The sequence below is a fragment of the Bradyrhizobium sp. B039 genome (assembly GCF_038965675.1).
GTDB classification, from domain to species: Bacteria; Pseudomonadota; Alphaproteobacteria; order Rhizobiales; family Xanthobacteraceae; genus Bradyrhizobium; species Bradyrhizobium diazoefficiens.
In genome coordinates this window covers 3,467,902-3,482,033 of record NZ_CP152416.1, presented here as the reverse complement: position 1 = coordinate 3,482,033, position 14,132 = coordinate 3,467,902, and the positions used below count along the sequence as shown (strand labels likewise).

Below are 14,132 nucleotides of genomic sequence, written 5' to 3'. Positions count from 1 at the left end.
GGATCGTGGGTATCGCGCGGGAGAGCTCCATTGATCCAAGTCAACGGTCGCGCATGAAATCAGTCGGCCTGCGAGCAGCGTGCACGCTTCGCGATGCAACACGGACGCGCGACTGAACGAAAGTCGCGCCGGAGATCGGCAAATGTCCCGGGCGCTATCTGGCCTGGTTGTCGCCGAGCACGTTGTCGAGCGAACGCAACCATTGCCCGCTGTCGGTCCTCTCGGCGAGCCCCTCGGCGCGCAGCAAATCGCGCAATTGCGCATGCGCGCCGGCGATGCAGAATGCGACATGGCGTGACGCAAGTTCGTCGTGGAGATTCCGGAGCATATGCGCGCCGGCCAGATCGATGTAGGGCGACGCCGAGAGGTCGCAGGCAACGAGCCTGACATCCGACGACCTCTGGAGCGCATTCAGAACGACCTCCAGGATCATCTCGGCATTAATATAGAGCAGCGAGGCTTCGGGGCGGAACGCGATGATTCCAACCAGCGGCTCCACGTCCTCGTGCCTGGCGCTGTCGGAATACCGGCCGCTGCCCGGGAGCCTGCCGAGAAATGCCACATTCGGCTGTGACGCGCGCGCCAGCAGCAGGAAGATGGAGGCGATCGACGCCAGCAGGACACCTTGCAGGATGCCGAGCAGCAGGACAGATACCAATGCGATCACCGCCGCGTAGAAATCGATGCGGCTGACGCGCCACATCCGCGCCAACGTACGGATGTCGACGAGCCGGTACACGGCGGCAAAGACGATGGCGGCCAGCACCGCCTTGGGCAGATTGGTCAGTAGCCCTGTGAAGAACAAGAGACACAGCGCCAGCGTCCCAGAGCAAATGACCAGCGCCAACGGTGTGCGGGCACCCGCGCTGTCATTGACGGCGGATTGCGACAACCCGCCAGCCACAGGATAGCCATGACCTAAGGCCGTAGCGAGATTGGCCGCACCGAGGCCCAAGAACTCCTGCCTGACGTCAAGGCTGTCACCATGCTTGGCGGCGAAGCTCCGAGCCGCCGAAACACCCTCTATGTAGGCGAGCAGCACACATCCGGCGGCAAGCGGAAAGAGATCGTCGAACTCCAGCAGGCCGAACGTGGGCAAGCCAGGCACCGGCAGGCCCTGGGGGATTCTTCCCGTCACGGGCACGCCGAGAGCCGGCAGACCGAGCGCGGTTGCCACCGCGATCGCCAGCGCCACAACCGCGATCCCGACCGGCCTACCGGGGAGCAGCCGCTCGCCGGTCAGCAGAAGCAGGAATGCCACCAGACCGACGGCGAGCACCAGCGGATTCACGTCACCGAGCTGCCCGGCGAGCTCAATGCCGCGTTCGAAGAAGTCATGGCCTCCACCGGCAACACCGAACAGGCTCGGCAGCTGGCTCATGATGATGGTGAGCCCGGCGCCAGCCTTGAAGCCGACGAGAATGCTGTCGCTGACCAGACGGACGAGGACGCTGAGCTTGCACAGCCAGGCGATGAGGCACAACACCGCGACCGCGAAGGCAGCAAGACTTGCAATTTGCCCATAACGCACCGGATCGCCCGCGGCGAGCGGCCCTACCGTGCCCACGATCATCAGCGAGATTGCCGAAGTCGGGCCGACCGCAAGCTGGCGCGACGAGCCCAACAAGGCGTAACCGAAGCCGCCGAGCATGTAGCCGTAGATCCCGACCTGCGGCGGCAGCCCGGCCAGCGCGGCGTAGGCCAGCGATACCGGAATTGCGTAAGCGGCAAGCGTGACGCCGGCGACAGCATCCGATGGCAACCACGACCTGCGATAGGTCGCAAGCCAGCTCGACGGCGGAAAGTACCGCAACCAGCTCCCCTGCAGCCCAGACGGGGCGCTCATGCGCGGGCCTCGCTGCGATCCACCTCGCAGCGCAGCAACACGATCAGCAAGGCGATCACGGGCATGCCGAGCGCCAGGTTCGGAAAGGACTTTGTCGCGAAGGCCCCGACCGCCGCTCCCACGCCGAACATGACGCACAGCGCTGCAAACATGCCCGAGCGGCGAAGCGGTCCCGGCGGACCTCCGCCGACGACCGCCGCAAACGCGCCCTCAATCGCCTGGCGCATGTTACCGGTGATCATCACCGAACTGTAGACCACGCCTTCGACCTTGGTGAAAATTGCGGTCTGCATCGCCGCGACAAAGGAAATGCCCAGCGTGCCCGCAAGATCGGGCAGCCGGTTGTGCAGAATTCCGATTGCGATCAGAAGCAGTATCTCGATCAGCGTGCTGATGACACTGGCCCGATCTCCCGTCGCGTGGCGCAGCCATGCCGCAACCAGGACACCGATCGCAAATGACAGGATCGGCGGCACGAAATGGAGCGCCGCGGCCCAATTGCCCACCGAACCATAGACCCAGAGCAGGACCAGATTGGCGGTCTGGGCATTCGCCATGACGCCGTGGATCATCCATGTGTAGGCGTCGAGATAGCCGCCGGCGAAGGCGAGCAGCAGCGCGACCTCAAGCGCCTCATTGCGCCGCAACGATGCGCTCGCAGCTAGATCCAGAGTGCTCATGGCGCGGACTTCGGATGTCGCAGATCCTGCATCGGCCAAAAGACGCCGCAGCGAGGATGGCTTGGGATTGATCTAAATCAAGCAGTCGCCCGGTTCCCGGGCGCGAATTCGACGTCAATCATTGCGCCCGGGAATTTGCGATCATGGATACTGTCAGGTGGATCATTTCCACCGCTCCGGAGATCTTCCTGCTGCTTGCGGTTGCCATCGGCACCATGCTTGGACGCGTCAAGATCCACGGCTTCGCGATCGGCACCACGGCCTGCATCCTGATCGTGTCCGTCCTGATCGGACAACTCGGCACCTTTACGTTCCCCGCGCTGCTGAGGATCGTGCTGTTCAGTCTCTTCGTATTCACGATCGGTTACAAATCCGGACCGGAGTTTTTCGCCTCGTTGAGTGTCCGCACCCTGGCCCAAGTTGCCATGGCGCTCGTGCTCGGCGGGACTGGTCTCGTGATCGTGCTGGCCTTTGCGTTCGCCTTCAAGCTCGATCCCGGCACGGCATCCGGGCTTGCGGCTGGCGCGCTGACGCAGTCTTCCGTGATCGGCACGGCCTCGGGCGCGCTGGCGCAGCTCGGATTGCCGAAGACCGTGCTGGAGCAACAGGAAGCGAATATCGCAGCGGGATATGCCGTCACCTATGTGCTCGGCTACATTCTGACACTGCTCTACGTCCCCTTCGCGGCGCCGAAACTGATGGGGGTCAATCTCAAGGACGAGGCGAAAAAGCTCGAGGTCGAGCTTTCAGGTGGCGCGCCGCCGAAGACCGAGAACCTATCCTATCGCAAGTTCCAGGCTCGCGCCTATCGCGTCACGGCTGCGGCCGGCCGAACCGTCAAGGCGATCGAGGAGGACATCGGCAGCCGCACGGTGATCGAACGGATCGTGCGCCAGGGCGCCGATATCGAACCGCGTCTGGACACCGTGCTCGAGGCTGGCGACGACATCGTCATCGCCGGTCGAACTGCCGCCATTGTCGCCGCCAAGCCGATCATCGGCACCGAGATCGATGCCGACGAGATCCTGAAGGCGATCCCCGGCAATGTGCTTGACGTGCTGGTGGACAACCGCAACCTCCACGGCCGATCCATCCGGGATGTGGCCGATCGCATCGGCGGCGATGCACGCGGTGTGTTTTTGCGCGCCCTGACGCGGCATGGGCGCGAAGCCCCGCTGAGCGCGGACACGCGTGTCTATGTCGGTGACGTCATGACGCTGGTCGGCAGCACCCGCAACATCGAGCGCGCGGCGAAGCAGGTCGGGCAGATCGTGCGCTCCGGCGACCGTACTGACATTGCCTTCCTTGCGGCGGGTATTGCCGCCGGGCTGCTGGCCGGGCTCGTCAGCTTCAAGGTCGGCGGCATCGCGCTGACGCTCGGCGGCGGTGGCGGCGCACTGATCGCGGGTCTCCTCTGTGGCTGGCTGCGCTCGCGCCGGCCGACGATGGGCGCAATGCCGCCGGCCGCGCAGCAGACGCTGAGCGATCTCGGCCTCGGTGGATTCATCGCGGCGATCGGCCTGGCCAACGGTCACGCCGCCTGGGTCGCGATCCAGGCGCACGGCCTGTTGCTGGTCGGCATGGGCCTCGTGGTCACACTGGTGCCGCTGGTCGTCGCGACGCTGTTTGCCTATCACGTCCTGCGCATGAACCCGGTCATCACCTGTGGAGCCCTCGCCGGCGCCATGACGGTCGATGCAGCCGTGACCGGGGCTTGCGAGATCGCCGAGAGCCAGACGCCGGTGCTCGGCGTTGCCGTGCCTTACGCCGTCGGCAATGTGGTTCTGACCGTGCTCGGGCCGATTATCGTAGCCTGCACCTTTGTTGGCTGAGGGAGGACGAAATGCAGCCACGGACATGGATCCAGCCGCTACTGGTGGTCGTGCAGCTGCTTGCGTCCTCCTTGATTGCACCGTCATGGGCCGACAATGAGGCCGCGTCGCGCCGCATCCAGGAGGAAGTGTGGGCATTGCCGTTACCGTTGCCGATGTTCGCCTACGTCGTTCGACCCGTCGGCGATGGCCCGTTCCCGCTCGCAATCATGAACCACGGCGTATCGCTCGACCCTAAACAGCGCAGCTTCTTTCCACTCGTCGAGTTCCGCGACGCGGCGAAATGGTTCGCAAGGCGCGGCTACTTCGTGGTCGCTCCCGTCGGCACCGGTTACGGCGCCTCAGCCATCGATATTCCCGAACGCGGACTCTATGGACCGTTCTTTTCCAAGGTCGGCAAGTGCTCCAATCCCAATTTCCATGACGCCGGCCTCGCGGTGGCACAGGTCGACCTCTGGATCATCGATTTCCTGGCTGCCGAAAAACGCATCACACCGAAGGATGTCGTCGTTGTCGGTCAGTCTGCGGGCGGCTGGGCATCCATCGCGCTTTCCAGCATGAACCCGCCGCAGATCGGAGCGATCATCACCTTTGCCGCTGGCCGCGGTGGGCGTGTCGGCGGCAAGCCGAACAATAATTGCGCCCCGGATAAACTGGTCGAGGCGACGATGGATTTCGGTCGCACCTCCCGGGTGCCGATGCTGTGGATCTATATCGAAAATGACACGTTCTTCGGCCCCGCGTTGTCGAAGCGGATGCATGAGGCCTTCACCTCGGCCGGGGGCAAGGCGCAATACCATCTGGTTCCGCCGTTCGGCGATGAGGGGCATTTCTTCGTCGGCTCGCCGGATGCCATTCCGATCTGGTCGCCACTCGTGAGCAGATTTCTCGACGAAATCAAATAGACGACGCGCTCGATTTCCGGAGGCGACACAATGGCACGCTCACATCGTCAATCCATCCGGATGACACGCAATCACGCGACCGCGCAGTTCGCGCTTCTCCTGCTCGTCGCCACCACCACCATGCCGGCCTCCGCCGAGATTTCACCGCGGGGGCAGCGCATGGCGAATGATATCAAATACGGCGACTGGCGAAAACTATGCTTCAAGCCGGGCGGCGCCAAGACCGTGTGCCGGACCTCGATCACCGGCACGTTCGACACGGGGCAGACGGCGGTTCGGTTGGACTTGATCGAACGTGAGGGCGACCGCACGGCACGGCTCCAGATGTTCGTGCCGGTCGGCATGTTTGTCCAGGTGCCCGTCAAGCTCACGGTCGACAAAGGCAACACCTATGCCGTACCGTACACATGGTGCCTGAACAACGCCTGCATAGCCGCCGATGTGGCAAAACCCGGCCTGATAAGGGAGATGGAAACGGGCAAGACGCTCGCGCTGGAGGTTGTCGACCCCAACATGCTGTCGGTTACCGCCTCCCTGCCACTTGCTCAGTTCGCATCTGCTCACAAGGGGCCGCCGGCCCAAACGTTCGACCAGCAGATCGACGAATAGCGCGCAGCTGACTTGTCCAGCCTAGCTGCCCCAGGCTCTCTCCACACTCTCGATGAGCGAGGCCGCGGCAAAGGGCTTGGTCAAATAGGCGATGCATCCCGATGCAATTGCCGCCGCGCGGCTTTCGTGAGTGTCGTTGCCGGTGACAAAGACAATCGGAACCTGGACCTGCTGTTCCGCAAGCCAGCGTCGCAAATCAATTCCAGATTCTCCATCCAGATTGATATCCAGAATGATACAGAATGCCTGCTGAAAGTTGCCATGATTTACCAGCGCCTCGGCGGATTCGAACAGCTTTGCCTCGAAGCCGTGCTCCTGCAGCAGCCGCTTCATGCTCCTGCGCATGGAAGGGTCATCATCGACAACGAAAATGGACTTGCGGCGCTGCAAGTGGCTCAACTCCATACAGGGAAAGCTTGGCAGAACACGATGGACTTGCGTGAACGCGTCAAGCGCCTCGCGGTTCTTCGTCTCCCGGGGAGCCAACACGTCGGCTTGTTGAAATACCCCTCTCAGGGAGATTTCCATTGACCTTTGGTGCAAGTCACAGGGGGAACCTGCGAATTAGTTATCGCCTAGCCGTGTGAGCCGCTCTCGGGATCCAGCATACCAAGCAGCTGCGCCGTTGAAACCAGTTCCGCGAGCGAGCTCACCTGCATCTTCTCCATCACCTGGTGTCGATGTGCTTTGACCGTGCGTTCGGTCGTTCCCAATTCATACGCGATCTGCTTGTTGATCTTCCCACGCACAATGAGGTCAAACACCTGCCGCTCGCGTGGCGTCAGCGACGCGACATGAGCGCGACGCGAATCGAGCCGGCTGCGCAGCCCGCGCGCGGTCTCCTGTTGTGACAAGGCCCGCTCGATCGCTTCAATCAGTTGCCCCGACGATACCGGCTTGGTCAAGAAATCCTCGGCGCCGGCCTTGATCGCCCGCACAGTCGTCGCGGTATCGGCGTGTCCGGTGAGAAACACGATCGGGACGGTCGATCCAAGCTCACTAAGACGTTTCTGTAGATCCGGTCCGCTCAGGCCTGGCATCTGCACATCGAGGAGGATGCAGCTCGGCAGCTCATCGCGGGGCAGATGATCGAGCAGGTCCTGCGAGGATGCATAGGTCGCGACGTCGTAGCCTGCAAGTTTAAGCCGACGCTCGATCGCTGTTCGAAACGAGGCATCGTCGTCGACCACGTGAACAAGGCCGGGCAATGGACCCTCTCTGCTTCCTGCAATCTGCTTTAACCGCTTACCTAACACCTGGATGGGCTTGAGCTCTAGCCATCCCGTTAATGCCGAAGGTTTCGCAGGCCGGAGTTTGTGGCGCGAAGCTTGATCCGACGCAGGAGCCCGCTCTTCTCATTCCGCGCATCCATCCCACCGACCTGTCCCTTGGTACAATGAACCATGAGACAATGGTGAAGAATACGGCGTTAGTCGTAAACCGACCCGAGCCGGAGTGCGACATCGGCGGCACCTCTCCTGGCGAAATATCAGCCTGGCAGACCAATTCAGCGATCAGTTGAGGAGTTGGGCCTATGTTTGTTCGCATCACGACAGACGCGTCTCCCCGCCCCAATTCGCTCAAAGACCTCGGCATGACGAGCGATTCAAATCCAATCGTCAGTTTAAACGAATTTACATATAAAAAGGGCACTGAGATCTACGGCGAGAAGGAACCTGCAGATTACGTCTACCAGGTCAAGTCTGGTGCAGTGCGAAGCTATAAACTCCTGTCGGACGGTCGCCGGCAGATCGGCGCCTTCCACCTCGCCGGAGACATTTTCGGACTTGAGAACGGCAGCGAGCATCGGTTCACCGCCGAGGCGATCGTGGATACCACCGTCCGGCTGATCAAGCGGCAAAGCCTGGAGCTGGTGGCGGAGAGCGACGCGATGGTCGCGCGCAACTTGCTCAACATGACGACCAGCAACCTGCAACATGCAGAGGACCACATGCTCCTGCTCGGCCGGAAGACGTCCTTGGAGCGCGTCGCCGCTTTCCTGCTCGAAATGGACAAGCGGCTCTCCGGGGTCAATGTCATGGCACTTCCGATGTCCCGGCGCGATATTGCCGATTACCTCGGCTTGACGCTGGAGACCGTCTCGCGGGCGATATCGCACCTTCATGATCTCGGCGTCCTCGGCTTCATCGGCAATACCCAGCGCCAGATCGTGCTGCTCAACCGGCAGCAGCTCGCCAGTCTCGACCTGCAACACTGAGCGCCTGAGAGCGGGCACTTGCCTGCGTCTTGGCTGCCGCAGAGTGGCCTTGTCGGCAAGCGGTAAAAGCTGCACACCACACTGGCTAGCGCCAATGTTGCAGTCGATCCATGGAACTGCCATTCGTCAGCATCAGATCACCTGCCGTCCGGCAGCCTCGTCACTCCGAGATCGTCGAGCGTCTTGCGCAAGACCTCGAACAGGACTGCGGTCGACCAGCCGAACATCAAGATGCCGTTCATCGCGGTCATCGGACCCGTCAGCCGCCACGCCTGTATGGGCGTGATGTCGCCGTAGCCCAGCGTGGTGTAGTTGACGAAGGCGAAATAGATCAGGTCGCTGCCGGCAGGCGCGGCACCGACCAAGGCATAGGCCAGCGCCCAGACCAGAACCTCCATCGTATGCGCCACCATCAGCGCCGACGCTGTTGCGACCATGACGGCCATCAGATGCAGCCGGGGCCACGCATCATGCCGCAGCCCGGCTGTGCGGGCGATGCCGATGGCTCCCACCGTCACCAGGGCGTGGATCATGATGTTGATGACGCTGACGATCGCGCCGACGATGAATTGAAGCGCCATTGTGCTCGCATGGGCAAGGCGGACGGCTGTTCATCGCCTCACGCCTGGGTTCAGTCCATTCAGTTTTTGGGCGTGAACGCGCCCGTCGCCGCCTTCATGGCCGACTCGCCCATGCTCCTGGCCTGATCGGTCAAGGCCTGCATCTGCCCCTGAAAGAATTCGGACTGAAGCTTGAGCGCGTCCTGAACGTCCTTGGCTTGAACGAGCTTGTCGCCAAAGTCGAACGTCGCGCTGGCGTTGCGCTGCATGAAACTGCAAAACTGCTTGGCCTGGTCCGCGATCGGTAGCGGCGAGGAACTGAGCCCCCGCTCCAGCAGCTCAAAATACTCCGCATTGGCCTTTCGCAACCGCACAAGCGCTTCGGTGAGCATCCCGCGGATGTTCTCGGCGGATGGATTGATCTCTGCCATGACGTTACTCCCTCTGATTATGCCGCGAGCCCCCCGAACCAGGCGCCGAAATAGCCGGCGTAGAGGGCCGGCACTTCCAGGTTCATCGAATGTCCGATGTTTGGGACGACCACGAGCCGGCAATCCGGCATCGCCTCGGCCATGGCGCGCAGGTCGGCGGGCGGGATCCAACCGTCCCTTTCCCCCCACAGCACCAGATGCGGATGCCGGATCTCCGACATACGGCGCTCCAATTCCCTGCTCTCCCGCTCCCGGGTGAGATTGACCGGCGTTCCGATCCAGATGCCTTCGGAGACGCCAAGGGTCTGCTCGATGATCCGGTTGAACAGCGCCTCGATTTCGCCGAGCCCTTCACGGAAGCGCGGGATTGCGTTCGGGGCCATGCTATCCGGCACGAACAGCGAGGACGCGGCTGTCGCCATCACGGTCCGCGTCAGCTCCTTGCTTGCCATCATCGCCCGGAAGAGGCCGATCTGGTCGTCATTGAAGGACATGCCAAGCGGCGTCACCGGATCGAGCGCAAACACCCGCCCGAACCGTTGCGGCTGCATCAACAGCATACGGGCGGCGATGATGCCACCGGTGGAGTGGGTTGCCAGATGGCAAAATCCGATGTCCAGCGCATCGAGTGCCGTCAACATGTCGTGCGCATGCTGCTGCATCGAATAGTTGGAATAGTCGGCGGCGGGCTTTGGCCGATCGCTTTCGCCGCAGCCGCGCCAGTCGATCCCGATCACCCGCAGCCCGCTCGGAAACATTGGTGCGGCGAGTTCGATCCAGTCCTTGCTGGCAAGATTGCCGTGGACGAAGACGACGGTGACGTCGCCTCGTCCCCACTCCCGCCAGCCCAGCTCGACGTCGCCCGCGCGCACCCTCGGCATGAACCGACCCTACTTGTTGAGACCGGCCGTCGGCGCCGCACCCGGCGGCGTCGGGGCGACCGGGATGGCCGATGCCACGGCGCCCTTGATCATGCGATCGGTGCCGAGCGGCGATGAGGTGTCGACCGTTCCCTTGGTGACGAAGTCCACGACGTCAGCGGAGTATTCCACCGGATTGTCCGTATGGATGAAGTGTCCGGTCTCCGGATAGATCTTGAGCATGGGCCGGTTGCCGGCGTTGGTCATACGCGTCATGAACGGCGTGATGACGTCGCGTCCGAGATCCGTCAGCCCGTTGAATGCGGGCGTCGGGATAAACGGCTCCTTATCGCCGAACGCCAGGAAGATCGGCGCCTTGATCTGGGTGACGCGCTCGTACAGGTTCTTCGGGTCATTCTGCTGCAGTTCCGCCCCGATCGTGTAGATGTCGAAGATGAAGATGTTGCACCACTGATCGAGCTCCTTCGGATTGCCCTTGGTGAGCCCGACGCGCTGCTCGGTGTGTAAGCGGGCGTATTCACTGTCGCTGAAGAAATAGCCGCTCTTGGCCGCCGACACCGCACCGGTGTCAGCGTCACGCTTCTTGAAGTAGAAGAAGTCGCGGATGTTCTGCTCGCTGCGGGCCTTCTCCGCGGCCAGGATACCGGTCTGGTCCCAGACCTCCTTCCACTTGTCGAAGTCGCGGCCGAGGCCCTGCTCGAACAGCGGCGCCTTCTTGTCCTTGGCGATGGTGATCTCGCGCGGATATTCCTCGAGGCCTGACGGCGCCTCGAGCGCGAGGCCTTGCACCGCGTCGGGCCAGGTCAGGGCATAACCCACCACGAACTGACCGCCGAGTGAGTGGCCGTGATAATAGGCCTTCTTGACGCCAAGCTGATTGACCACGAGGTCATAGATCACCTCGCGCATGTCCTGCATGGTGCGTGCCGGACTTTTGTCGAGATTGCCGGGACCGGACATGCCGTAGTGCGGCAGGTCAGGCACGATCACGCGCAGGCCGCTGCGCAGGGCATACTGCATAACGTTGCCGTAGTGCCCACCGAACGCACCCTTGCCGTGGATGATGACGAGCACCTTCGGATCCCTGTCGGTGCCGGCATACTCATCCATGTAGCCGATCTGCCAGGTGGTGCCGCGCGCGTCCTTGGCATTGGCGTATTTGACCGGGTAGGGATAGGTCACAAAATCCTTCCAGAAGGATTTGTTCGGATCGATTTTCTCTGCAACGCCGGGTACGCGATAGTTCTTGTCAACGAATTTTTGCGCGCGATCGAGCGCCGCGACGTCGTCCATGAAGGCGACGAACTTCGGATCGTTCTTGCGCTGGTTGATGATCGGGAACACCCCGTAGTGTGCGACCGGACTCTCCTGGGCGATCAGGTCCGCGCCGGGCACGCGATCGACGGCCTTCTGCGCCAGCTTGAAGTTCAGCCAGAGATCGTTGGTGATGTGCATCACCAGCGTGCGCGCCTGGATGCGGCCGAGATAGGGATTGATGTTGTGGGTCTCGCCGACCCGGTTGCGCCAGACGAGGTCGACGGCGTCATAGAGCTTGGCGCGATTGACGACGTTCAAACCGGCTTTCTCGTTCGGGGAATCCCAGTAGAAGATCTCAGGCTGCACTGCGGCCCAGTTCTGGGTCGTACGATAGGAAAAGTCGTAGCCCGTCATGCCCAGAATCGACCAGCCGAAGGCAACGCCCGGCACCGGATGCTTCTCCTTGGGCTGCTTGTAGTAGTCGCCCTTGGTCGCCTGCCAGACGGGATCGGACTCGATCGCAGCCGTCATCATCTGGAACGTCCAGTTGCCGACGGGGTCATCGCCGTCCGACTGCGTGGTGCCGCCGATCGGCATCAAGGCGCTCACATATTCCGGATGCATCACGCCCCAGACATAGGTCTGCGTGCCGCCCATCGAGACGCCGGCGACAAGTGCCACACGCGCAACCTTCAGCCCGTCGCGCAGCAGGCGGTAGTTGGCCTGGACCATGTCGTAGTAGCTGTACTGAGGAAACTTGATGCCGAGGCCGTCCGACGGCTTGCTGGCACCCCAAGTGCCCAGCGGATCGACCATGATGACGTAGTACTTGTCGGTATCGATTGGCCGGCTCGGACCGATGATCGGCACGCTGCCGGACAGCGGAGCACCGACGACCCACTGCTCGTACATGTCGGTGGAATCACCAGAATAGTAGGAATTGATCACGACCGCGTTGGTGATCTCGCCGGCGGCGTTGCGCCGCGCATTGCCGATCGCGATATAGGCGGTACGCAGCTTGCCGGCACCGAGTGATTCCAGGGTGACGCCGCCCTCCCCGCCATTCTCCCATTTGGAGGGATTGTTGAGGTCGTACTTGCCGCCAAGACGGAAGTTGGCGATCTCGTACGTCTTTTTCAACTCGTCATGCTTCACTTGCGAGGAGCGGCGAGTGAAGGGTTGTGCAACCGCGAGCGAGGTGCCGATCAGCAGCAAGAGCAGGCTGATGACGTATCGCCGAATGGCGTATCGGCCGATCATGGCGCGTTCCTCCGGTGATTTTGATCGAACGCTAGGAGCAGGGGCGACGCATCCATTGATATAACTCAACGGAATTCCGAAACTCCGGCGGAGGATATCTGCGCACCGAATTACCAGCCAGCTCGCGCAAATGCCCTTCCTCACCCACGGTCCGTACCGGATCCGCTACGAGCTCGACGGACCCGCTGGCGCGCCGGTCTATGTGCTGGTCAACGGGCTCACGCAATATGCCGAGCTTTGGAATGCCTATCGTGAGGCCTTGGTGGCGCGCCGCTTCCGCGTCGCGACTTTCGATCTGCTCGGCCAGGGCGCCTCCGACAAGCCGGCCCTTTTCATCAGCCAGGACGACCAGGTAACCGCGCTCCACCTGTTGATCGGCGAGCTCGGCGACGGCCCCATTTTCCTCAGCGGCATCAGCTTCGGCGGGCTGATTGCGCTGCGCTACGCCATCGAGCACGGCGAACGTCTCTCCGGCCTTGCGCCGATGAGCTGCTTTGCGGAGCTGTCGCCGCAGCTCCTTCTGCTCGGCAATGCGCTGCGAACCGGGCTGATCCTCGGCGGCACCGGCTATCTCCAGGATCTCCTGCTGCCGATGAACCTGTCCGATCACTGGCTGAAGCCGCTGCTCGACAAGCTCGACAGCGTCAAGCGGCAGGGCTGGCTGGTCAACGACCTGTACGCGCTTCAGAACCTGATGGAATCGTTCCTCGATTTCCAGCCATTGACGCCGCGCCTGTCCTCGATCGCCGTGCCGACAATGATCCTGAACGGCGAGTTCGACTTCCTGACGCCGCGGGCCTTGCACGAGACTCTGCGCGCCGAAATCCCGGATAGTTCGCTCGTGATCATTCCCAAGGCCTATCATGCCTTCACGCTCGAGAAGGGCGCGCTCACCGCCGACCTACTCGCGCGCTTTGCGGACGACGTGCTGGTCGGACGCTGGCAGGGCAACAAGGCCGTCTGGATTGCGCCGGAGGAAGCCGGCGGCGAGCTCACGCCATTTCCCGCCGGCTATGATCATTTGCGGGCCATCCCGGTTCGGGCAGCGCCGCCATGAGCAGATTTCTCGGACCGCTCGATTCCGAAGGCCGCGTGCCGTCGCACCAGCAGACACGCGTAGCCGCATTCCTGATCTCGGCGCACGGCGCCTTGGCGCGGCAGTTCGCAATGGCCTTGCCCATGCGCATCGAGGCTGCCTGGCAGACCGAGTTGAACGCGCAATTCTATCGGGAGTCCGAGATAGTCTCGCTCCTGCAGCGCACGGCCTCCTGGGTGCCCGACATCGCCTTGGGCTACATGGCGGCCTCCTGGGAAACGGCCTGGTTTCCCAAGCCGATCGAGGGGATAACCAATCTACCTTTGGCCCTACCGATCGATCTTGCGACGCTGGCCCACGCCGTTCACGCAGGAATCCGCCCGGCGGCCCTGCTGCCGCTAGGCGCCAATGCCGACGATCCCTTCGTGTCGGCATTGCGCCGCATCGAATTCGAGAGCGGCCGGCTGTTGCAGGCGCAAATTCTCTTCCTGAAAGGCGAGAGCCTCGTGCCGTTTCGAGACGCCGTCAACACGGCGCTTGAGCGGCGCCACGCGGAAGTCCGAAGACTATGGGCGGAAGTCCTTGAGAGCATCGGCATCACCACCTGACGTGGGGAC

Annotated in this window: 14 protein-coding genes; 6 read left to right on the top strand and 8 right to left on the bottom strand. The window is 62.4% G+C overall.

Going from position 1 to position 14,132, the window contains the following annotated elements:
• Positions 1-154 precede the first annotated feature (154 nt).
• Complete coding sequence (locus AAFG50_RS16215) at positions 155-1,846, bottom strand: SulP family inorganic anion transporter (protein ID WP_011086257.1); 1,692 nt, start codon at positions 1,844-1,846, stop codon at positions 155-157.
• The gene (locus AAFG50_RS16210) at positions 1,843-2,526 is read right to left on the bottom strand and encodes a YoaK family protein (RefSeq protein WP_028171959.1); all 684 of its coding nucleotides are present in this window, start codon (positions 2,524-2,526) and stop codon (positions 1,843-1,845) included. Before AAFG50_RS16210 ends, AAFG50_RS16215 begins: the two co-directional genes overlap by 4 nt.
• 143 nt (positions 2,527-2,669) lie before the next feature.
• Here AAFG50_RS16210 and AAFG50_RS16205 point away from each other — a divergent pair, with 143 nt between their 5' ends.
• From AAFG50_RS16205 to AAFG50_RS16195, 3 genes are read left to right on the top strand one after another with little or no spacing between them, the layout of a single operon-like run.
• Positions 2,670-4,358 carry a TrkA C-terminal domain-containing protein gene (locus tag AAFG50_RS16205; RefSeq protein ID WP_028171960.1) on the top strand — a complete coding sequence of 563 codons (1,689 nt, stop codon included), beginning with the start codon at positions 2,670-2,672 and terminating at the stop codon, positions 4,356-4,358.
• 11 nt (positions 4,359-4,369) lie between these two features.
• A complete protein-coding gene (locus tag AAFG50_RS16200) occupies positions 4,370-5,263 on the top strand; it encodes a dienelactone hydrolase family protein (protein ID WP_028171961.1) in 894 nt (297 codons plus the stop codon).
• Positions 5,264-5,293: 30 nt separating this feature from the next.
• Positions 5,294-5,872 (top strand): invasion associated locus B family protein, encoded by a 579-nt coding sequence (locus tag AAFG50_RS16195; protein ID WP_028171962.1) that lies wholly within the window; start codon positions 5,294-5,296, stop codon positions 5,870-5,872.
• A 21-nt stretch (positions 5,873-5,893) separates the two neighbouring features.
• Here the strand turns inward: AAFG50_RS16195 and AAFG50_RS16190 are convergent, their stop codons facing one another.
• A complete protein-coding gene (locus AAFG50_RS16190; RefSeq protein ID WP_028171963.1) occupies positions 5,894-6,400 on the bottom strand; it encodes a response regulator in 507 nt (168 codons plus the stop codon).
• A gap of 47 nt (positions 6,401-6,447) precedes the next feature.
• A complete protein-coding gene (locus AAFG50_RS16185; protein WP_162185827.1) occupies positions 6,448-7,080 on the bottom strand; it encodes a response regulator in 633 nt (210 codons plus the stop codon).
• Between the two features lie 326 nt (positions 7,081-7,406).
• On the opposite strand from AAFG50_RS16185, the gene AAFG50_RS16180 reads away from it, so the two are divergent.
• On the top strand, positions 7,407-8,090 hold the full coding sequence (locus tag AAFG50_RS16180) for a helix-turn-helix domain-containing protein (protein WP_011086250.1): 684 nt from the start codon (positions 7,407-7,409) through the stop codon (positions 8,088-8,090).
• A 137-nt stretch (positions 8,091-8,227) separates the two neighbouring features.
• Here the strand turns inward: AAFG50_RS16180 and AAFG50_RS16175 are convergent, their stop codons facing one another.
• The 4 genes from AAFG50_RS16175 to AAFG50_RS16160 are packed head-to-tail and all read right to left on the bottom strand — an operon-like array spanning position 8,228 to position 12,479.
• Complete coding sequence (locus tag AAFG50_RS16175; RefSeq protein ID WP_011086249.1) at positions 8,228-8,671, bottom strand: potassium channel family protein; 444 nt, start codon at positions 8,669-8,671, stop codon at positions 8,228-8,230.
• A 59-nt stretch (positions 8,672-8,730) separates the two neighbouring features.
• The gene (locus AAFG50_RS16170) at positions 8,731-9,081 is read right to left on the bottom strand and encodes a phasin (RefSeq protein WP_011086248.1); all 351 of its coding nucleotides are present in this window, start codon (positions 9,079-9,081) and stop codon (positions 8,731-8,733) included.
• Positions 9,082-9,098: 17 nt separating this feature from the next.
• Positions 9,099-9,962 (bottom strand): alpha/beta hydrolase, encoded by an 864-nt coding sequence (locus AAFG50_RS16165; RefSeq protein WP_028171965.1) that lies wholly within the window; start codon positions 9,960-9,962, stop codon positions 9,099-9,101.
• Positions 9,963-9,971: 9 nt separating this feature from the next.
• Entirely contained in the window at positions 9,972-12,479 is a 2,508-nt protein-coding gene (locus AAFG50_RS16160) for an alpha/beta hydrolase (RefSeq protein WP_028171966.1), read from the bottom strand.
• A gap of 130 nt (positions 12,480-12,609) precedes the next feature.
• Here AAFG50_RS16160 and AAFG50_RS16155 point away from each other — a divergent pair, with 130 nt between their 5' ends.
• Together AAFG50_RS16155 and AAFG50_RS16150 are read left to right on the top strand one after the other, a co-directional pair.
• Positions 12,610-13,536: an alpha/beta hydrolase gene (locus AAFG50_RS16155; RefSeq protein WP_028171967.1), complete on the top strand. Its 927-nt coding sequence runs from the start codon at positions 12,610-12,612 to the stop codon at positions 13,534-13,536.
• A complete protein-coding gene (locus AAFG50_RS16150) occupies positions 13,533-14,123 on the top strand; it encodes a hypothetical protein (protein ID WP_028171968.1) in 591 nt (196 codons plus the stop codon). The genes AAFG50_RS16155 and AAFG50_RS16150 overlap by 4 nt, the downstream gene beginning before the upstream one ends.
• Positions 14,124-14,132 lie beyond the last annotated feature (9 nt).

Bases quoted from the DNA above. Each gene is read 5' to 3' on its own strand.
- AAFG50_RS16215 (WP_011086257.1), bottom strand. From the start codon at position 1,846: ATGAGCGCCCCGTCTGGGCTGCAGGGGAGCTGGTTGCGGTACTTTCCG.
- AAFG50_RS16210 (WP_028171959.1), bottom strand. From the start codon at position 2,526: ATGAGCACTCTGGATCTAGCTGCGAGCGCATCGTTGCGGCGCAATGAG.
- AAFG50_RS16205 (WP_028171960.1), top strand. From the start codon at position 2,670: ATGGATACTGTCAGGTGGATCATTTCCACCGCTCCGGAGATCTTCCTG.
- AAFG50_RS16200 (WP_028171961.1), top strand. From the start codon at position 4,370: ATGCAGCCACGGACATGGATCCAGCCGCTACTGGTGGTCGTGCAGCTG.
- AAFG50_RS16195 (WP_028171962.1), top strand. From the start codon at position 5,294: ATGGCACGCTCACATCGTCAATCCATCCGGATGACACGCAATCACGCG.
- AAFG50_RS16190 (WP_028171963.1), bottom strand. From the start codon at position 6,400: ATGGAAATCTCCCTGAGAGGGGTATTTCAACAAGCCGACGTGTTGGCT.
- AAFG50_RS16180 (WP_011086250.1), top strand. From the start codon at position 7,407: ATGTTTGTTCGCATCACGACAGACGCGTCTCCCCGCCCCAATTCGCTC.
- AAFG50_RS16175 (WP_011086249.1), bottom strand. From the start codon at position 8,671: ATGGCGCTTCAATTCATCGTCGGCGCGATCGTCAGCGTCATCAACATC.
- AAFG50_RS16170 (WP_011086248.1), bottom strand. From the start codon at position 9,081: ATGGCAGAGATCAATCCATCCGCCGAGAACATCCGCGGGATGCTCACC.
- AAFG50_RS16165 (WP_028171965.1), bottom strand. From the start codon at position 9,962: ATGCCGAGGGTGCGCGCGGGCGACGTCGAGCTGGGCTGGCGGGAGTGG.
- AAFG50_RS16160 (WP_028171966.1), bottom strand. From the start codon at position 12,479: ATGATCGGCCGATACGCCATTCGGCGATACGTCATCAGCCTGCTCTTG.
- AAFG50_RS16155 (WP_028171967.1), top strand. From the start codon at position 12,610: ATGCCCTTCCTCACCCACGGTCCGTACCGGATCCGCTACGAGCTCGAC.
- AAFG50_RS16150 (WP_028171968.1), top strand. From the start codon at position 13,533: ATGAGCAGATTTCTCGGACCGCTCGATTCCGAAGGCCGCGTGCCGTCG.